This is a genomic window from Flavobacterium sp. FG68 (genome assembly GCF_057808895.1).
In genome coordinates this window covers 29,322-51,212 of the sequence record NZ_JBMDIY010000042.1, presented here as the reverse complement: position 1 = coordinate 51,212, position 21,891 = coordinate 29,322, and the positions used below count along the sequence as shown (strand labels likewise).

Genomic DNA, 21,891 nt, shown 5'->3' with positions numbered 1-21,891 from the left:
ACTAATTATAAAAATGTAGCTTAACTTTTTCTCCAGTTTTTGTTTGCATATCCAAAGAGCTGTCAGACAATACAATAGACGAAGTAGATAAGGTTAATAGAAAACTTTCGACAAGTTCATTTACTATAGATAATGAAATCAGAAAAAAGCATTATTTTAATAAAAACGGTACAATAAAATATTCTGAAATTATAACCAGATTAGATCTTAGTCAAAACGATTCAGTTGGATATTATAAAGATAAATATGAAAAAATAGTAAACGGTAAAGTGGTTATCACAAAAGAATATACTATTATCAACTAACTAAGTTACATCATTTTCCCTTCTTTAGCATATTCCTTTTTAATTCCCTGAAGCAAATGATTCAGGTTGATGCTTTTATTTTGATCTTCTAAAGTTCTCAAACAGGCATACTGAATGATATTTACAATATTGGCGCCCGTAATATCGTATTTTTTTGAAAGTTCGCTAAGATTTACATCTTCGGCAATCTTAATTCCTTTTGGCAGATTATTTTGCCACAGTTTTAAACGTTCGCCGTAAGAAGGCACTTCAAACTCAATTATAGATTGAAATCTTCGGGTAAAAGCGGTATCAATATTTGCTTTAAAATTAGAAGCCAGAATAACCAATCCCGGATGATTTTCGATACGTTGAAGCAAATACGAAACTTCCTGATTAGCATATTTATCATGTGCGTCTCTCACATTGGTTCTTTTTCCGAAAACGGCATCGGCTTCATCAAAAAACAAAATCCAGTCTTTATCTGCCGCTTTGTCAAAAAGAGAAGAAAGATTTTTTTCGGTTTCACCAATGTATTTCGAAATTACCATTGATAAATCAATTCTATAAACATCTCTTTGGGTATATTTTCCTAAAAGTGAAGCCGTAAGCGTTTTTCCTGTTCCCGGCGCACCGTAAAACATCACTCTAAAACCGGGTTTTATTTTAGATTTCATATTCCATTCATGAAGTAAAATATCATTGAATTTAAGCCATGTTTCTATTTCTTTAATTTGATTTAAAGTAGAAGTATTCAAAACCAAATCATCCCAGTCTAATTGGGTTTCGATTAATTGGGCAGGGAAAATACTGCTAAGCTGTGGTTTTAGAATTTTTCCGGTAATGAATTTCTCGATGTATTCATCTTCTAAAATCAATAAACCGCTCAGTTTAGGTTCACCATTTGGAACAGCTTCTATTTTGATGATTCTTTTCTGATAAAGAAAAGACTGATTGTGCAGATAGTCATAAAATGAAATTCGTTTATCGAGATCATTTCCCGCAATTAAAAACTGAGCCGTTTCGCCAGTTGGTAAAATGCCGCGATGGTTTTTTGTTTTTATTCCGCCAAATTCCGGTAATTCACCGCCATTTGGTAAATATTCGGCAATAATCGAACTTAAAAAATCGGGTTTCAAGTGCGGCGCAAGAGCTAGTCCCAACAAAAGAGTATCGATTTCTGTCAGGTTATTTTCAATGATGAATTCGTTTATAAACCCATTCGAATCAACTTGATTCAAAACAGGTTTTTCCATTGGGTTTTCGGCCTGAAAAAGAGTATCAAGCTGAAATACGAATTGGTTTTTTAGGTATGTGAATACATTTTCCATTTTATATTAATAATTCGATTGAAAAAAATCTATTTGATTGTTTAAAATTTCTGATTCTGTTTATGACAGGGTTTTGTTTTCATTTTGCATAGCAAATAAATTAAACCAGAACTACAACCAATGATGTCAAGATTTCAAGTTTTTATGAATCCATTCATCACGGTAGATCATTGATTGATTAACTTTATCATCAATATTTTTATTCCAGTTAATGATCAGTAAATCATCTTTTTTTGTTTTTTTTACATTTGGTTCAAATTTTCCCTCTGAGAATTTTTTAAAATCATCTGGTTTTCCTACTTCGGAATTTATATGATAATCAAGACTTAAAAAATCGACTATTTTATAGGTCTCCCAATAATCATTTATGATAGCATCATTTGGGGTGAATCCTTTTAACTCATATAATTCGATTCCTAATCTATATCCTATTAAGAAATCTGTATGAAATTCACAGTATAGATCAAGGGTCAAATTTATCATGGGTTCTATAACAGATTTATCGAGTTTGTCCTGACTTATATTTTCGAAAATAATTAAACTGAAACCAGAATCATTTACATTAAGATATAAACCACATGAAGGAGTTCCAGACGTTGAATTTTGTAGAACATAAGTGTCGTATTTGTTCTCAAGGACAGAGCTGATAATTTCATCAAAGGACTTAAAAGGTCTTACCTCATCATCCTTGAATCGATAAAAAAAGTTTAATTTTTTACCCCAAACAGATGTTTCAATGTGCTTGATAATTGTTGAAATGAAACTACTTTTTTCAATCCAGTTTTTTTTCGGTTTTTTTAGTTTAAAATCTTCTAAACGCAGGATAATTTCCATTTGACTGATTTTTATGATTGAACATTTGTTTCCCATTTTGATCCACCAATAACCCTTCTCAAGTGAGGTACCCATAAATCTTTGACAGACTCTCGTGTAAAATTATACTGTACTTTATCAAAAGTTCTTTTATCGTCTGGTTCCTTTACCCAAGGTATTTTTGGTGCAGTTATTATTTTTTTGTAATCTTCCATCTGCGTCTGCTCTTCACCACTTGGACCACGGTCTACGCTAATTGCTTTTGCCTCTACCAGATTAGAACCGTCGTATCCGTCAGCATCTCTGTCTTGTGTGAGTTTTTTTGACTTGTAGTAGTTCTTAAAAAACATTGGTCTTGGAGTTCTTGTCATGACACGATTGCGCACAAGCCATAATTCGAAAATTACCCCTCTTACAGCATTCAATTCAGCAGGAATATCGGTTGATTTTATTACATCATTATCTAAGTCTTCAAGACTGTCTGCATATTTATCAACAATTAAATCTCTGAAGTTTTCTCTGTAGGTGTCAATTTTGCTTTGTTTTTCGGTGTCTGCCCAAGTTGGATCCCATTGTAAATTTCTTCTGGATTTAAGAACGTTAGTATACATGATACGATATTTTGCAATTAAGGCATCAAAATCGGTTTCACCGCTTCTTCTCGAAGCTACCCTGTCTTCGGTATGAGAAAGATCAAAAGTATATTGCCCTTCAGTATCACTCGTTGATGTTGAAAAAGAAATTACCAATCCTTTTTCTTTCCATGAACTTAGATGCGCTCGTGTTGTACTCGAACCAATATTTATGGTGCCTTCCAATTGAGCTCTTGAAAAGAGAACATTTCCAAATGCTCTATGAGCAGTTTCGATATAGTTTAAAGTAACGCCTGTTAATCCGGCTTGTTCAGCTCGTAATCGTATGCCTGCAGCTGCACCTCTTTTAGAAGTTTTTTTAACTGCTCTTTGAACATAATTATAATCCCAAGTTTCCCCGCCATCAGTTACAGAAGAAATATTTATAACAGACGCCTGGTCAGTATTCACTTTATTTTTGATAGCCTGAGCTTCTTCAAGAGTTATTTGTCCTTCGTCTTTTTCTTTTTCCGATTCTGTATCAATTTCTGCTAAAGCTCCTGCAACTGGTCCCGATGGTGTTGCTGCTGCAGCTTCTGGCTCACTTCTTCCCATCACTCTGTCTAATAAGGCCATTCCCGTATCAACAGCTTTATTCACCAGCCACGTAAGTGCTTCATCAACCATTTGTTGTACAGAAATAATCATTTCGCCAATTCTTGCCCCAATTCCAGTTAAACCAACCTGATTAGCCAGGAATCCTATCATAACCGGCATAGCTTGTCCCATAGTTCTTTCGAGGTAATCTGCGGCTGTGGTGACATTGCCTCGGGCTAAATCAGCTACACCGTTGACAAATGAATTGACAACTTCGAGCATTTCACGCAAGTATTTTATAAAACTTTGTATCGCATTAAAGAACGCCATTGCACCGTTTATCACCGCCATAATTCCGGTTGGGTCTAACATGCTTAAAAGTCTGGCTGTAATTCTGTTCACAATGCGTTCCATGACAAAGTTTTTCACGGCATCGAGAACGGTATTCCACAAGTTACTAAGCTGTTCTTGTATTTTATCCCAAATAGCAGCCATACCTCGTTCCTGAACATCTTTAATGAATGTCCAAATACCTTCGAGTGTATTAATCATGCTGCGGATTCTGGCAACTCTTGCAGGCCCAATACGAGGATGTGCGGCGAGTTTTTCCCAGATTTTTTCCATCGAGATATTCAACACTTCCATTACCCAGGTAATAACACCTTGCAAAGAGAAATCAGTAAGTACCGGAATATTAGCATCTTTTAACTCGCTCATTAACCAGCCTGTTACACCATTTATTAAATGGGTTACAATATTGTCAAAGAATTGTATAAATCCTTGTTTAAGTGCTCGCAGTATATTTTTTAAGAAACCAATTGGATCTTTCTTAATGTCATCAATAGCTTCTAATGCTCTTGTAATGATATTTCCGATGAGGTCGAATGGGAAATTCATAATCTCAAGAATGGCTATAATAACGATTCGGACAATTTCTGCTACAAACGCAATTAATCGGCCTATAGGTTCTCCAAATTTGTCAATGATTCTCAAGAAAGCATCTATCGGATGGATGAGGTCATCGATACTCATAGAATCCCAAATGTCGGTAAACAATTGAATTATAGATTGCGGCGTCATGTTGAGTGTCGCTACTGCGGCTTCAATTTCGCCTACAATTCTGGCTATTGCACCAGATTCAACCATTTGTGCATATTGTTCTTCTCCGCCATCCATAAGGCTCATAAAACCTCGTATTAGATTTGGAACTGTGCGAGGTACAGCTTCTTGTGTAAAAGGATCTCTTCCTATAATTACTTTAATAAGCGAATAACCTCTTACAGTTGCAGCTTGAGAAGACAGCCATCCTAATAATGACTCCTTAACAAGTTCTAATACTTTTAGTGCAACGCCTGAAGCAAAATCCCAAACTCGTTGCAGAAATCCTCCAGCTTGGGCTGCAAGTGCTGAAAGATTATCAGCAATATTGACCAAATTTGCAGGCTGAATAGCATCCCAGGCTGCAGTTATGAGTCCGCGAAGCTCGCCTAATAGCGAATTGAAAGTTCCAACCTGAGTGTCAAGCCAGTCAGCAGTTTTTTGCAGCGTGCCTTTTTCACGCATTTGCTCAAGCTCTGTTTGCTTGTCTATAAGTAATAAGAAATCTTCTAATATTTCGACCGTTGTGGCGTTGACTGCTTCATCGCGTAACGGATCGTATTTGATTATTTTTTTGATTAATGACCAGGCTTTGTTTTCTGCCAGTATAGGTTCTGCTACACCAATTAAAGCTTCTTTTATCCAGGTAATAACCTGATCTACAGTTGCACTTACAAAAGAAGTTATTCTGTTAACTACTTCATTAAATTTTTCAGTAACCAAATCAATTATACCAGTATAAGGGAATGATATTTCGTCCCAAACTTCTTCAACTAAATCTAAAATACTGTCGATTGTTAATCCGAGTTCGCTTAATTTTCCTTCTACCCAGTCAAAAACCTGCTGTAGTATTCCATATTCCTGAAGCTTGTCGAATATGGCTGTTCCAAAAGGAACAAGACCCATTAAGCCTTCAACCAGGTTAATTGGAGTTCGTTCTACATCAACTTGTCGCAAGGGATCATAACCAATAATAACGGTAAAAAGAGTGTAACCCGGAACGTGTCGCGCCCCATCGATGATCCAGTCTGGAACTAAATCCAGGAACGAACCCTGAACCATTTCGGGAGTAGGGGAGATAGTAGGTTCTGGTTTTTTTCTAATGGCAGCTCCCTGCTGTACAGTATGTGTTAATTCGTGGGCGAGTAAATGCTTGCCCTCTTTCGAATTTGGATTGTATTTTCCTTCGTTAAAATAAATATTATTTCCGGTTGCAAAAGCCTGAGCACCTAATTGCTTATTCATTTGAACAGCGTTAGAGTCATTGTGTATACGGACATTGCTGAAATCGGCTCCAATGCCGGATTCCATTTCGGTTTTTACTTTTCCGGATAGTGGAGAACCTCCGCCTTTACTGCTGTTTAAATTCCATTCTAAATTTGAGTTATCGCCAGGATTGGCATCGCCAGCAGGACTTTTTTGTATTTGTTTTTCATCGTCTTTGGCTTGTTTTTCTTCTTCTTTTTTCTGCTGTACATTTTCTTCTTCCCCTTTATTTTGGATTAAAGGTTTGAGTGAAAGCGTTTTTGTTTTTGAGGTAGTTTCTGTTTTTTTGACTTCTGTCTTATTCTGAATTGTCTCCTCTTTTTTCTGGATTTTATCTTCGAGTTTATGTTGAATTAAAGTTTTTGAAGAAAAAGCCGGATTGATTTCTCGTTTTTCTGGTATTCTGGAATCAAGTTTGTTTTGGATTGATTCACCATTTAATTCTCCAACAGGTGTTATGGTTTCGGCTGCCGTTTTTTGCTGAATTTCTTTGTTTTGTTCTTCTTGCTTTTGAACATCAACCGCTAATTTCTTTTGCATTACCGGCGATGGCGAAAAGAAAGTGTCTGTTTTTGCTGTTTGTTTATTGGCAACTACTTTGTCTGCGACTCTATCGGCTTCTGCTTCAAATTTATCGTTAGATTTTCCTATATTCAATTTTGCCTGTACCCCAAAAAAAGATTCCTTCCCTTTGTCATGATGTGACGCAGAGTGCGAAGGATTCGTATTTGTTTTTTTGGTTAAAACTGGCATGAATAAATTTTATTTAATTGATACAGATGCTTTTATTAGTGCGTTACAAAATGGAGGAATTGTCAAAGAGATTGTATGTTTTCCTTTTTTTAAACCGGGTAATGAAACGAAAGTTGTTTTCTTTTTTGTTGTTGGATTAATTGTATCTCGCAATTTTCCATCTACATTAACTTCAAACGCATTGCAACCGCCTGTTTCTGAATTATCATGTAAATCTTGTGCGATGATTTTTAAACGATTCTCACATCCTTCTTCGGCAAAAAAAGTACCTGATATTTGATTAGTGAACGTACCTCCAAGAATAGCAACGAAATCTTTCCTGCTGCATGGCGGAGGTTCTTTTTTACCTCCTTTTTCTGCCACCAGTACATTGTCTAACGCTCCTATAGTTTCCGGGCCAACAAGACCGTCAATTTTATTCAAATTGTTATCTGTTTGAAAGCCTATTACCGCATTTCGTGTTTCGCTTCCAAAATCTCCGTCTGCTCCAAATTTTGGTAAACTTTGACCTGCTTCCAATAACCCCTTTTGCAATTCTGCAACATAATTCCCTTTTTGACCAGTAGAGATCAGCATTTGATTATCATTGGCTTTTTCAAGCGGAGGGTTGCCTTTAAACTGTGGATTTTGGGGTCTCTCTGCTTGTAAATCTTCAGGATGATTTTCAATAGATGATTTTTGTATTGTTCCTGATTTTTGTTTGGCTCCGGTTTGCTGCACCGTATGGGTTAGTTCATGCGCTAATAAATGTTTTCCTTCTTGAGAACTTGGATTGTATTTCCCTTCATTAAAGTAAACATGATTACCATTGGTAAAAGCCTGCGCGCCTAATTCCTGACTCATTTGAACAGCACTGGCATCGGTATGGATTTTTACATTACTGAAATCAGAGCCAAAACCAGATTCCATTTCTTTTTTGGTTTTTTTGTCTAATCCGGTTCCGCTTCCTTTTGAGCTGTCGAGCTTTCTTTCTAAAGCATTGTTCTGAATTTCAGTTTCTGAATTTTGCTCTTTCTTTTGAACCGGTTTTTCTTCTTCTTTTTTATCTTTTTTCTGAACGTTTTTGTCTTCGCCCTCGCATTCGGCACATTTTTTTTGTACTTTCTTGTCTTCCTCTTTTTCTCCCTTTTTCTGTACTTTTTTATCTTCTTCCTTATCGGATTTCTTTTGGACTTTTTTGTCTTCTTCTTTTTCTCCTTTTTTCTGTACTTTTTTATCTTCTTCCTTATCGGATTTCTTTTGAACTTTTTTGTCTTCTTCTTTTTCCTTGCCCTTTTTTTGCAAAGGCTTTTCTTGTGCCAGATCTTGTTTTTGAACTGTTGAAATGGTTTCTGAAATAGGTTTTTGCTGAATAGCTTCTTCACTTCTTGATTGCAAGAGTCCTCCCGTTTTACGTTTGTTCACTACTTTATCAGCAACATTATCTGCTTCTGTTTCGTATTTGTCTCCTACAGTGCCTGTGGTTAGTTTTTTTTGAATTTTTGGTCCAAAAAAAGGAGAAGGTGAGGGGTTAGCTATTTTTTTGTGTTCAAATTCTCTCATGATATATTATTTTACCATTTTTGGTTAATAATTTGTTTGACTAAACAAACTGCGGATTATTCGCGATAACATCTTCTTTCTCTAATGCGCTTTTGATTTGCATATACCAATACGGAAATATTTTAGAGAGCCGAAGTTCAATTTCATCAACAACATATTTTTCATATTTTTTCATTCCAAAAAAATGAGAATACCCAATAGTATCGGCATATCTTCCTTGCTCTGTTATGTTTTCTCCTTTTAATAGTATTGCAGGATTATTGTTTTTATAATTCAATAGCGATGCAAGCGTATATTGTTCTGTTAAAATACAGGTTTCATAACCTTCTTCTTTCAATACAGAAAAGTTGTTTTGATTTTCAAAATATATTTTCTCTAAATCATAATAGCTTTTTATAAATTCATCACGGAGTTTGAGATCGTTAAAACCAAAAATTCCGCAATTATAGGAATAGCCTAAATTGGGATGCCAATAAGGTAAGTTATTGGTGTATTTATTAAAAAATTCTACCTGCTTCTTATAATGGATTTCATAAGTATCTTCTTTGCGTTCTACTATTACATCATCAAAACTAAAATCTATTTTTTTCTTTATAAATATGTCAGTATCTACGTGAACAAATGGTTTTGTCTGCTGTTCCATGGCATTAATTTTAGATTTCATCCAAAGTTCTATTTTGTTGTCATTATTCACTTTAGTAACAGCACAAGGAAGCATATACAGGAACTTAAAGCCTATTTCATCTACATAAAGTTCAATTTCATCATACCACATATGGCTGTATAATATACTTAGAGCAGTCATGTAGATCGTTTCCTTTAGTTTGTCTCCCATATCCCACCTGTTATTCATAATGGGAAGTACATCAAGGCTATAAATGATCTTGTGTGTTTGTTTCATATACAGCTATTTATAGTTTTTAAAAGATACCTTCTTTCTCTAATGCATTCTTTACTTCTTTGTACCAATACGGAAACAGTTTAAAAAGCCTGTTTTCTATTTCCTGAACAATGTCACTTCTATATTTTTTTTGGCCTACAATGTGTGAGTAACCCATTTTATCTGCCAGCTGAAAATTTTCGAACAATGTTTTTTTCCACAGCAATAATGTTGGTTTAATATTATGATGAGCTAATAATGACGCAAGATTATATTGTTCTAAAACAATGCAGGGTTCTATTTTTGCTATTTTTGGATTATGATTTTTTATAAAAACTTCTTCTAAATCATAAAAAACTTTTAAAAACTGGTCCCGAAGTTCCAAATCTCTAAAACCTAATACACCACAGTTAAATGCATATCCTAAATCTGGTTTCCAATGGTCTAAATGTTGAGTATATTTATTAAAAAAATCTACACGGTATTGGTACATACCGTATAATTCGTAATCGTTTTGTTCAACAATTACCTTATCAAAATCAAAATTTATTTTTTTCTTTATAAAGACATCATTGTCAAGATGCACAAAAGGTTTGGTTTGTTTTTCCATCACATCAATTTTCGATTTCATCCAAATAACTTTGTCTTTATTACTGCTAATTTTAGTAACTCTGCAAGGAAGCATATAAAGAAACTTATACGCAGTGTCATCAGCATAAAGTTCGATATCCTGATACCATAAATGGCTGTATAGTATACTTAATGCAGTCGAATAAATCGTTTCTTTAAATTTATTCCCTTGATTCCATCGATTATTACTAACAGGAAATGCATCTAAGCTGTAAATTATTCTAGGCTCTTCCTTCATAAAATATTTTTTTTAATAGTATGAATTAAGTTTTTCTCTTCCAGAAAAGTTACATTGTTGTACAAAGAAGCTTTTCGGCTGTGTTTATATAATCGTCTCCATTCGTAATTTATTCCTGCTATTTTCGAGGTTTTTAGATGTATCTCATTGTTATGAAATTTTTTCATTTCATTAAATGAGGAGTGCCATACCATTTTGCCCAAAAGAGGTGATTGGGTAAGGCTTAATCTCGAAAAATCATTGGGGAAATTATCTACATTTATTTCCTTGCCATAGATTTTGAATTTATAAACCAATGTTTCTCCGTTTTTGGTTCTGTAAAATTTAGAGGTGTATCTCTTTATGTCAACTTTATGCTTAATTGGGTTTAAATCTTCTTCGTTTTCATACATTATATCCAAATCATTTACGCGCATTTGATAGTACTGACGAAGGTTCAAATAATCTGCGATTCCTCCGCAAAAGGCGATTTTCGACAAATCAAGATTATCGAATACAAATCCTAACGCTTTTTGCTGTTCAATAAAAATATTTTTTTTATCGTATTCTAAAAAAGAGGCATTCTCAATATTCATACTTTTAATTTTTACCAGTTAACATATATGATTCGTTTTTTCCAGGCCAATTTTATAATGCTCAAATTCCAGCTTAATTTGTCTAATAAAATATCTTGTGTTTTTCGCTCTATAATTATTACAGGACTGTCGTCTCCATTAATATTCAGTTTTCCGGGGCGTTGCAAAAATTCGTTTTGGAGCAATTCTGCCGATGATGTTTTCATTATATCCCAATTACTTAATACCGCTTGAAGCATTGCTTCTCCTTCTTTTTTCATTTCTTCAGAGAGTACAATGTTTCTTTCAATAGGTTGCGCTATTGGAATATTACATAAGAATTTTTCGAAAGCCATAGCGTTCTCATAATCCTGTTCTTTTCCTGTGGCGATGTAATGCAAAAGGTGCGTGGCAACTTCGGGATTATTTATAGTATTGTCTTTATTGAGTAGTTTGCAATTATCAAAAAGAGATTTTAAAAAGGGATGAATCAATACTAAACCTGCATTGTCAAGATATAATTCGCTAATATCTGCAGCGAATATCTCTTGTTCTTTTTCTTCTTTTTCAAGAGAAAGCTCTTTTTTATTAATTACTTCTTCGTAATTATCCGGAGTTTTTTCTTTTGAATTATTGGATAAGGCTTCGATATTTTTATCGTCGCTGTCAACAGACGCCTCTTTGTTTTTTAATAAAATCAAATCCGAATCGGGCGATGTCTTTTCATTATTTTCCTGAATTTTTTCTGATTCTATTTTTGTTTCAGTTTCAGTTTTTATTTCAGTTTCCTTTTCTATCTCTTTCTCCTTTTTTATTGAAGCTTGGTTTTTGAGAAAAGTTTCTTTTCCTGTTTCTTTTTCTTTTAAAATAATGTTGTCTAATTTTTTTTCGATAATCAAAACAATAGCATCAAGATTAGCCAGCAATTCCAGTTCGTTTTGGCTTTCAATCTGATTTTCAATTTCTTTTAGAAAAAGTGCTTTGTGTTCTAAAAAGTTATTCTTTTTATGAAATTCAAATACACTGCAAATCAATCTGGAAAGCTTTTGTTTTACAATTGCATTTTTGGTTTCCAAAAGACTTAAAACAACTATTTCCCATATTAAAAATCTTTGATTCGGAATCAATTGATTCTTTGTGATACTGGTTTCAATGTGTTTTTTTATGGCTTCAATTCTGATTATTTTGGCACTGCTGTCAGCGCTGTTTTTTTTAAGTAATATTCCTTTTGTAATAATGGTTACAATTTGATTGTCACTAAATTGTTTGATAAACCTTGTTCTTACAATTGGTTTTTGGACTGCATTTGTCCACTTAAAAGAAAAGGTTTCATCATTTAGTATTTCATCAAATGTGGTATCGTCAACTATTTTAAAATCAGGATTTAAAGTTGTCCACCAGGCATTTGTGCCAGTTTCCAGGAAATAAAAAAAGCTTTCTATTTCTTTTTCTTGTGGTTTGATGACTTTATAGCCTTCTATATTTGCATCTTTTTTTTCAAAAACTTCTTCAACTTGTTTTGTGATTTTGTTTAGGATTTGTCCTTTAAAATCTTCAAAATCCAAATTTTGATTGATGGAAATATCAAGATTAAGTTTGTCTAATTGTATGCTGTGCGAAGGGTTTTTCGAATCTAATTCATTAAAATAATTTTCTAAAAACGAGAATATTTCCTTTTGCAAAAACGCATCAATATTGTCCTTGAGATAATACCCTTTTTCTTTAGAATTGGTATTTATCTCAAGGAAAACTTTATTGATTATATGTTTATTTGAATTTACCATCAGATGTAAGGTCTCCTATTTGTATATTTAAATTAGTGAGTATAAAATCGACTTTTGGGAATACTTTTAACATGCTTGCTAAAAAGTCTTTTAATGATCCGTCCTTATCTGCATTGAATTTTATTTCTACGAAACTTTTAAATAAATTATTAAAAAGTAATCCTGCCGGGAAAATTTGTTTTTCAGAAGCCTTAAGCGTTTCCGGATCCTGACATCTCAAAATAGTGTAATACAATGAAGTATTCAGCTTTATAAGTGTTTGTACGGCAGCAATCTGATTTAAATTTTGCAATCTAATGGCAGCGGCAACAACTGCAGATATAGAATTGAAATATTCCTGTGTAAATAAATCAGATAATCTATCATTTGACTTACCGATGATGTAACTATCAAGGTCTTTTTGAACTTCTGCAAATCTGCTTTCCGTTTCAGAAATGAAGTTAATAGTATCCTTATTGAATTTATTTAAAACAGAAGTTTCTTTTAAATTAGAAGTAATGCCAATTGAATCTTTTACAAACAGGTCTGCATTGTCAAGACATCTATTTTCTTGAGGCGCTTTTCTAATCTCAATTGACCTTGGACCATCGGTTATTGGACCGCATTTACTTTCGGCAGTTAATGAAACTAAAATAGAAGGTTCATTAAATGAAGAAGTTAGTCTTTTTATTGGATCTTTTTTGTCTGTACTTATTATTTCTTTATCAATTTCCCAAGTGTAACTATCGGCGTTTTGGCAATTGTTGGTTAAGGTTAACATTCCCGTTGGATCTATAACAAATGTAAAATTGGCTGTAGCCAGATCTAAAAGTGAAATTACAAGATTAGATGGTTTGCCGTCTATTAAAATAGTTACGCTTTTGACAGCCGCACCTACAACAGCTGGATTAAACTGCACTTGTCCTCCTTTTGTTATTACAGTAACTCCGTCTCCAGAAATAACTGCCCCTTTTATATTTGGTTCAAGGGTAAGAATCACCGGTTTATCGTTTCTGCAAAAAGATACTTTGTTTACCAATTTTCCATCTACCAGTACTTTTGGGTCTTCAATTTCAAAACTTACTTGATGACTGATGTGAAAACCACAATTGCCATTATCTGCATTAAGAGTAACATCAAATGTGAATTTTTTCTGCGATTCACTATTATACTTGTAGGTGTGTTTTATTTCTGTTTTATCATCTGCTACAAGAGTGGTTTTATCTCCAAAATCCCAGATATATTTATTGCCTTCAATATTTTCTCCGGTTACGGTAAAAGTAACTATGGTTTCGTTAACTCCTGAAGGTTTTAAAGGAACAGCAACAAAATCGAATTTTGGTTTTTCAAAAATGGTAATGGCACATTCAGTATCAAAATTATTAACTGTAAATGTTATGGTTTGGCCTATTAATTCTTTGCTTACTAAATTTGGATCAAAAACAAGTAATTCATATTCATTTACTGTTACTCCTCCGTTTTGATCAGGTCTAACATTGGCTTTTATATAACCTCCTGCGGGAGATACTTTAAAAGGCAGAGGAGGTGTTTTGCTGTCAAAGCAAATTTTGTCTACAGGTAAAGTAAGTCCTATATTATTTTCGTCACAACATAAATACGGCAGCGAAAAATCAGCAACAACCGGATTTAAAATAGGGATGCCTTCAGCAAATTTTTCAAAGTCACCGGTTAAAGATAGTCTGCGGCTTTTATTATAATAAGGTATTTTTTCTTCCAGATATATCATTATAAATGTACCGCCGGGAACTACGCCTGCTTTATGCTCGTAACCATGATTTTTGTTGAGGTAATATTGGGTGAACTTTTGGATCGTTTTATCCTGTTCATCAGCATTTACTGCCAGGATCATTATATTAAATCCCAGTCCGTTTTCTAATCTAATTTGTTGAATATCTTTTAATGCTTCTTTGTAATTGCGTCCCTGATGTCCTTCAATTCTATAAAAATCACTGTCAATATGTATTTCGAGCGGTTTTTTAGTATTCAATAAATCATCATGATAACTAACATTGTTTTTTTGTAATCCTAAAATGGTTTTATCAAAATCCCAGGCGTTAATAAGCGAATCGTTTACATTATTGTAAAACGGAATGGCTTTTTTGCCCAATTTACCTAATTGTAAAGAGGGTGTAATTTTTATAACATCGTATAAAGGATTGTAGTTTTCTAATAATTGTGCGCTTCGCAGAATAAGACTGTATATTCTTTGTCTGACTGTGTCTTCGCCGTAGCATATATTTATTTCATCTGCTTTTTCCTCTTTTTTCTTTTTTTCTGAATCTTCACCAGGAACGGCATCATCTGCAAGGCAGTCATTACAAGTGCTAAGGCTTTCTCCTGTAAGCAAAGGCGATTTGTAAAAAGCATGGCGGAATTCAAAACAAGGTTCTGTTTTTATTAGCTCGCCCAGCATTAAGTGTTTTGGAAAAGCATTAATATCTGGAGAACAATAACTATCGTCTATAGTAAGCAGCAATGCTCTGGTTTCGTTGTAAGTATCAACAAGATCATTAAGAAGATCATATAGGTATTGAAAATCGGGAGGAAGTACTGGGTTTCCTTCAAAATTAAATAGCTCGGCTATCTTTTTTTGAATAGCATCTGAAATGATTGGCATATTTAAGCCTGTCAACAGTTTGTTGTATCCTTCCTGCAAATTCTTAACAACATCGTTTTTGAAAATTCCTTTGGTAAAAGTTTGTTTTATAGCATCAAGATGGATAAAATCTTCTTTTTTTAGTACAATTCTGTTTGATTTTAGGTCAGGTAATGTATAGTATAAATTAGAATAATTGATTTTGCCAATCATACTGTCATGATTCATTATTTGTTTGGCAACGTCTTTGCTGACAATTAAAACTTTATAATTGCCTACAATTTCTAATCCCTGATTGTCACATGAAAGACTTACGCAAAGGTCAGATTCCTTTTCATACGACTCCAGATACAAAAGAATTACGGCTTCTTTAAACTCAAATTTTGTATTTGCGGGAAATTCTGCTAAAGAAAAATAAGGGTCTTTTTCTTTTTTTTTCTGTTCTTCTGTCAAGAGTTCAAAAAGAGGCCATTGCTTGTTTGACCCATCATAAAAAAATGGTTTATAAGCCGCTTTTGTATTGTCATAAATTTTGCAATGCGTATAAGTTTTGGAGTCAAAATCAATTTTTTTGTTTCCTAATGCATCTGCCTGATATAATTTAAAAAGATCACCATCAGTAGTCACACCAGTTCCCTGCGTTATTGAAATGGTTTTTTGATCCGCATTATAAGCAGGATAAAATCCGCAAACTATACCAACGCCACTCAGGTAAATGCGGGACAGGCGATCCTGATCGTCAAAAAAATCTACTACCTCATTAAGGTTTCCTTCTGTAAGTACCTGATTCTTTGTGAATCGACGGTATTGTGTTGTTATTGTTGAAAGTTTTGCTGACATGGCAATAGTTTTTATAGTGATCCTAAATTCGTTTTTCCTAGTATAATTTTATCTGACAATCGCTCGTTTTCATCGCTGCAGTCAAACAGTCGCCCTGTTGGGTAAACATTGTCCAGAACGGTTAACGCTTTAATAAAACTGATTAATTGGGGTTCTGGCTGCTCTTGATTCAAATCAGTTTTGGCGAACAAATATTCTTTGTATGTTTTTTCAAATTGAACAAGCTGGTTTTCTGCGGGGTCTTTTACATCTTTTTCCCTATATCCAATCCAGCATATTTTTGCCAGAACGTGAGCGGGTAATTCTTCCTTAATTATTTTTTCGATATAATTTCTAAAATCGGTATTGGCAAATCGCAATGTATATCCCGGCAATACTACGCTCACACGATAGGAGTAGGGATCTATAGGTTCGCAATTATCGCACTCATCGGCACAGATAGGCATGAAAGTATCCGGATTTACGGTTGTAAGATTTACATCCGGGCGAAGCATCATATGTTCTATCAAAAACATTCCTTCTTCTGTAAAATCTTCTTTCATGAAGTGAATCAAGTCCAGAATCGATTTTTCTAAATCTGCCAAATTAGTGTAGTATTCAAATCTGCGGGCAATAATGCGGTTCGGGTTTTTCTTGTCTTTAATTGCGGGATTTATAATGTCATAAGAATATTTTCCGGCATCTGATTTTTGGATTAAAATATTGTCAACAATAGATAAATCTGTTATTGTACCTTTTTTAAAAGCCTCTTTTATTTTATATTCCCTAGTTTGGATAATTTGTAATACGGCAAAATAAAGCTCCTTATTTGCTGCCGAAGTATCGAAATATTCTACTGTTGAAGAAAGTACAATTTCCTTATTAGTGTCTACAATACGCCATCTGTAAACCGATTGATTGTCTGTATCAATAAAATTGTACATTTCGACAAACGAATTAGAAAGGTTCCTGCGACTGTAATCTTTAATGCCAATGAGTCTCGAAATCCTTTTTTCTGCTCCCGAAACATTATTCGTATCCCATAAATTGGCAATGGGCTGCTTGTAATAATCGAAAGCATTGCCGCGCTCTTTGCTTACTACTTTATAATCTTTCAAAAAGTTTTCTTTGTCGCGCAATACTACCTGATCTGTAGTGTTGCCGTAAATGGTTTTGTTCACAAATACGTATTCCGAAAAATTCTCGGCAAAACGGGACAAAAGATGGTCTAAAATTTTATTTCTTCGTTCGATATTATTGTCCTGCTGATCAAAAAGCAGAGCTGTAATCGTTTCATCGTTGTAATCTTCATATCCGTTTACAATGTCATCAGCGCCTTCAATATCTTTAACGACTTGCGTAAAAAGGGTTCGGGACAAATTCCCGCTTACCGAAAGTAACTCGCTTACCTGACCTAATTGTTTAAAATAACTTCCTAATATCTGATCAAAAAATAAAAGATATCCTTTTAATTGTTTTGCTTTAGCTTTACGTTCAACAGATGATCTGGAAGGAAGTCCCACTTCACCAATCCCATAGGTTTCAGGGAAATCATTTTGTATGGTGGTATAAAAATCAGTGTTCAGATATTCGCCATTTGGAATATCTAATTCTTTATCCTGACTGGCGTTTGTTGTAGCTTTGTCTTTTTCTGCTTTTATGACGTCTAAATAAATTTTTACCTGAGCCTGATTGATATTAAGCGGCAATAATCCTTTGTTGTAATTGAAAACACTTTTAGCACAAACAACAGGTTTTTCATAAGGTGAAAGGCAAATAAGCCATTTGTTTTCGAGATCATCACCTCCGCAATTTCCTAAAGAAATATCTTTAATTAAGATTACATCCGGAACCGACATTATTATTCTCATGATATCTGAAAGACGTACTTCGTTTCTCAAATCGGCTGTAAGTAATTCTTTTGTATCAATAAAACCATTCTCTAAACTTGGACCGTCAAAAATTTCCAAAGTTGAATATCCTTTGTCAATCATTTGTTTTAGCGAATAAAAATTGACCGTTGTCGATAAGTAACTTTCCAGAGCGTCAATCACATTGGCATGAACCAGTTCTTCATCGGCTTCTGTATCTACTTCAATATCTGCACATATTTTGATAGGGTAGTCTACCACTTTTTTTATCTCAACAAGATCTTCACAAAGGTTTCTGTTTGCATGATACTGCTTTCTTATTTTTTCTTTAACAGCCTCTATTTCTGAAGGTTTTGAGCTTTCAAAATCTACATAAAGATCATATAAACCATTGAGCTCAAAGGATTTTCTTAAATTATCTGGCAGGTTTTCATAATCCTTAATATCATATGATAGTTTATCTTTTTTGCAGTCCACATACACTGTTTTTTTATGTTTTGCAAGCCAGCAGTTTCTAACTCCTTTTATGTCTATAAATAATTTTCGGTAATCATTTTGAGTGACTGGACTTGATGACAATACTTCTGAGGCTTTAAAAAACTGTTTTGGAATGCCTTTATTAATGTCATTAGATTCTAGTATATTTTCTATTGGGAGATTTAATCTCATCCCAAGATCAGAAATGGCGTAGCAAAGCATCTCCAGCATCGTAATTCCCGGATCATGCTCATTAAAATCAGTCCAAAATTTACTGCCAAAAGATTCGATATATTCGATTCCTTTTTTTCTCAAATAAAAGAAATCCAAATCGTCTTCGGTTGCTGATTTTTTAGGAATGGTGATATGTTGGTTTAGTATCGACATTTTTCAGGTTCTTCTGGGGTTGTTATTGTACAAGTTATTATGTCAGTGCTGATAATGTGGTTTTTAACAGAGACTAAAATGTTTTTTGGGCTTGATGGGGACAGCGTAGTTAAAAAGTCTAAAAGATGTACATTAGCCTTGTTGTTTTCTGTATCTTCTAATGGCTTAGGATGTTCCTTATCTGTTTTCTTATCGATATATATTGCCATTTCAAGCGTAGATAAAAAATCTACGTAATATAAATTTTCGATATATTCAATTACTATACTTCGCTGCAGTTCAACTCCAAATATGATTTGTTTAGAGGTATCAAATGCCCAGGGAGATAAAAACTTTATAAGATCTTCGTTGAGCTGTTTCTTGTAAAAATTCTCATCGTATTGTGGATAAAACTTTACATCCAGTTTTATTATAACTTTTTCATAATCAGGATTAATAACTTTTGCAGACACTTGCATTGAGTTTTTAGAATTAATAAAACTCTCTATGCTGTTCAATGTAGCTGTGCTCACTCTTGGCTCATAAATATCGAATACATTTTTGTCTATAATATCCGGAATTACTACCAGCGTTACTTTTCCCGGGGATAAAAATGAGGTATTTGTACCCGAAATAAAAGTATGATTAAGACATTTTACTCTAAAAACAGATGGGAATTCCTGTAAAATAAGATGCTCATAATCCCAAAGCGTTATAGCTCTGTTTTTGTGGCGCAGGCGTTCACTTACACGCAGATAATAGGAGGGATCAGACTCCAATGGTTTTCCATCAAATGAATTAAAAGGCTGTTCAATACTTTTAATCTGCGGAACTCTGGTAATTAATTTTGATATTGTTTTGGCAGGTAATGTGCTGTCTAAATGTGCTAAATTGTTGTTGTTATCAAAAAATTGGGCAGTAACAACCTGAGTTTTCACATCGATAACTTTGCAAACTGCATCATAATCTTTGTGCATTTTTGCTTTTACCCAAATGGTATCGGCTGGAAACAATGTATTGTCATTAGTTGCCTGCTTTGGAATGCTAAATTTTACGATACCCGATTTTAAAAAGTTATCGATACCATTTGCCAAAATTTCCTTATCCAGATTTTTCCAGTAATTATCGCACAATATGTACCATTCTACTTTTTGTTTTCCTGTAAAAGTGGGAACGCTGATATTTTCGCTTCCTTCTAATATTTGAAATAATAATGAAATTTGCTGTTGTATTTCGGCATCCTGAAGCCCTACATAAAATTCGCCTCCATCGCAATAATCCGGAACCAGACAATTTGTAGTTGGCGTGCCGGTCTCTAAAATTTCTTTATTGATGGCTTGTTTTTTCAAATAAGAATGCTCTTCGCGCTGACCAAAAGGAGCTTCATGAAACAATTTTATTCGGTTAGATTCGTAGGCAGAAATACTAAAATCAGTAGTTTCCTCAGCAGAATAATTTAGGCTTATGCTTTCTACAACTGGTGTGTAAGGCTCATTTGGGATAGGCGTTGTTGGGTCTGTCGCCACATTCATTATGGCCAAAGTATATATTTTTGGAAATAACGAATGTAAAAATGATTGATTTAATGTCAATCGTATAGGGCCGCTTTTGTCAATGCCATAAGTGTTCCCTTTTACATTGATATTACATTCATATACTTTATCACCATCAGTATCATCAAATAAATTGACAATTTTATTTTGTTCATCCCAAACTTCTTTGTTTAAAACAGATAATGTTGCTTTAAAATAGCCCTCTTCAACAATTGGATCATTTGGGTTTATTTCAGGTGGTTCGGGTGTTTCTTCAACAGCTTCTATTGCATCATTAATTTCTATAGGAGCTTTTATTTCTGAATTGTTTTTTTTAGGAATTCCATCTTCAGGCTGGTTGGCATGCATTATTTTTTTAACGTTGTCCTTGATGAAAATGGCATCAAGAAAAATCTGTTTACTTATGGTTTCAAGAAAACTATTTTTGTAGGCTGCGTAATGAGTTTCAAATGATAATGGAGTGTTTTTCCACTTGATGTTAATATCTGCATCTATCCATTTTTTAGAAAAGATTTCGGGATAGTCTATTATAAAGGAACTGTTTTTTTCAGGTTGAGGTGTAAAAGGGTAAAAGGGTTTTGCTGCATTAAGTAAACCGTTATCACTTTCTAATAATAGCGATTTTACATCCTTAACCTCAACTTTTGTGGTAATGCTGGTGATTGTTTTTGTTACTAAAGCTCTAAAAAGAGTATGCCCTTTTACATCTTGTGTATTGATTAAAAATCGAATTACAGGAAGTTCTGTCGAGAAAAATTCGCCTAAAACTTTCTGGTCGTAGTTCACAATAGCCGGATCATCTTTAGGTACCTGAAAAACCAATCTTAATTTGTTGGCGCCAATGCTGGAAGATTGATTTCCAGCCTTAAAAAGAACGGCTGTGCTAAGTTTAAAATTTCCAATCCAACCTTTTTTTCCACTGTACAGAATGCTGATGTTTTTTAAAAGATCATCTGTATTAAATGGATTATGAAAAGTTAAATTTTGATAAAAAGTAATTGTGATGTCAATATTTCTGTCGCCTTCCTTAAGATTAAATAATTCTGAAGCTATTGCAAAACCTAATTTTGCATCGTCTAATTCCGGGTATTTTTTTTCATTGGATGTATATCCAAAAGGAAACCAATAGGAAGCTTCTTCTTTTAGCGGTTCCCCTTTTCCGTCAAGGGAATTGGCAATTTGACTGCATTTTATTTCGCCCAAATCAACATCATTATAAACGTTTTTTAGATACGCTATATGGGCTTTATTGGCAATAAATTCTTCTGTGGTTTTGTATATTAATTTTTTGCCATCGGGATCTTTTCCGGCATCAAGTTCTGTATTTACGGCGATTTTTTCTTCGGCAATTTTTTTAGCCAGCTCAAAAATAATACTCACCTTATCCGCTTTTGCAGGCAGTTTTTCGATTTGCAATATGTCTTTATAAAAAAAGTCTAAATGCTTTTTGGTAATAAGATTAAGTTTGTTTTGAGATAATTCCAATAATTTCAGGAAACACACAAACAATGTCATGTGAGGCGTAAGGTCCTGATTGAGATTAGAAGTAGATAATGTTTTGGTAATGCTTTCTTTTAAAACAGCATATTCTTTTTCTGTTCTTTTCGGAATACCATCCGGATGATCATTTTTTGAAAAACCGAAATAGGTAAAAAATTCCTGCCAATCGCCTTCTGGGGTTTTATCGTTATTTGTGTCGAAAAAGTTGACTTGTTTTGCAAAGTTATAAGCAAATAGCAGCCAGTCTTCAATAGTAAAATCATGAAGCTTCAAGTTGCCCGGCTCTAGTGCGTCACTAAAGCGTTCTTCCTGATTAACTCCATTTCTTTTAAAAATAACATTGTCTATTTGGCTGTTGGTACTCATA

At 33.9% G+C, this 21,891-nt stretch carries 11 protein-coding genes; all 11 read right to left on the bottom strand.

Annotated elements, in window-relative coordinates; genetic code table 11:
* Positions 1–310: 310 nt before the first annotated feature.
* The 11 genes from ACODSB_RS21280 to ACODSB_RS21230 all read right to left on the bottom strand — a co-directional run bounded on the left by ACODSB_RS21280 (position 311) and on the right by ACODSB_RS21230 (position 21,890).
* Positions 311–1,615 (bottom strand): ATP-binding protein, encoded by a 1,305-nt coding sequence (locus ACODSB_RS21280; protein WP_488938498.1) that lies wholly within the window; start codon positions 1,613–1,615, stop codon positions 311–313.
* 126 nt (positions 1,616–1,741) lie between these two features.
* Entirely contained in the window at positions 1,742–2,449 is a 708-nt protein-coding gene (locus ACODSB_RS21275) for a hypothetical protein (RefSeq protein WP_488938497.1), read from the bottom strand.
* An 11-nt stretch (positions 2,450–2,460) separates the two neighbouring features.
* Positions 2,461–6,714 carry an eCIS core domain-containing protein gene (locus ACODSB_RS21270; protein ID WP_488938496.1) on the bottom strand — a complete coding sequence of 1,418 codons (4,254 nt, stop codon included), beginning with the start codon at positions 6,712–6,714 and terminating at the stop codon, positions 2,461–2,463.
* Between the two features lie 9 nt (positions 6,715–6,723).
* A complete protein-coding gene (locus ACODSB_RS21265; protein ID WP_488938495.1) occupies positions 6,724–8,256 on the bottom strand; it encodes an eCIS core domain-containing protein in 1,533 nt (510 codons plus the stop codon).
* A gap of 40 nt (positions 8,257–8,296) precedes the next feature.
* Positions 8,297–9,157: a DUF6734 family protein gene (locus tag ACODSB_RS21260; protein ID WP_488938494.1), complete on the bottom strand. Its 861-nt coding sequence runs from the start codon at positions 9,155–9,157 to the stop codon at positions 8,297–8,299.
* 19 nt (positions 9,158–9,176) lie between these two features.
* Positions 9,177–10,004: a DUF6734 family protein gene (locus ACODSB_RS21255; protein ID WP_488938493.1), complete on the bottom strand. Its 828-nt coding sequence runs from the start codon at positions 10,002–10,004 to the stop codon at positions 9,177–9,179.
* Entirely contained in the window at positions 10,001–10,579 is a 579-nt protein-coding gene (locus ACODSB_RS21250) for a hypothetical protein (protein ID WP_180860407.1), read from the bottom strand. Before ACODSB_RS21250 ends, ACODSB_RS21255 begins: the two co-directional genes overlap by 4 nt.
* 11 nt (positions 10,580–10,590) lie before the next feature.
* Positions 10,591–12,342 (bottom strand): contractile injection system tape measure protein, encoded by a 1,752-nt coding sequence (locus ACODSB_RS21245; protein WP_488938492.1) that lies wholly within the window; start codon positions 12,340–12,342, stop codon positions 10,591–10,593.
* Positions 12,326–15,778: a hypothetical protein gene (locus ACODSB_RS21240; RefSeq protein ID WP_488938491.1), complete on the bottom strand. Its 3,453-nt coding sequence runs from the start codon at positions 15,776–15,778 to the stop codon at positions 12,326–12,328. Before ACODSB_RS21240 ends, ACODSB_RS21245 begins: the two co-directional genes overlap by 17 nt.
* 11 nt (positions 15,779–15,789) lie before the next feature.
* The gene (locus tag ACODSB_RS21235; protein ID WP_488938490.1) at positions 15,790–18,492 is read right to left on the bottom strand and encodes a hypothetical protein; all 2,703 of its coding nucleotides are present in this window, start codon (positions 18,490–18,492) and stop codon (positions 15,790–15,792) included.
* On the bottom strand, positions 18,480–21,890 hold the full coding sequence (locus ACODSB_RS21230; RefSeq protein ID WP_488938489.1) for a baseplate J/gp47 family protein: 3,411 nt from the start codon (positions 21,888–21,890) through the stop codon (positions 18,480–18,482). The genes ACODSB_RS21235 and ACODSB_RS21230 overlap by 13 nt, the downstream gene beginning before the upstream one ends.
* Position 21,891 lies beyond the last annotated feature (1 nt).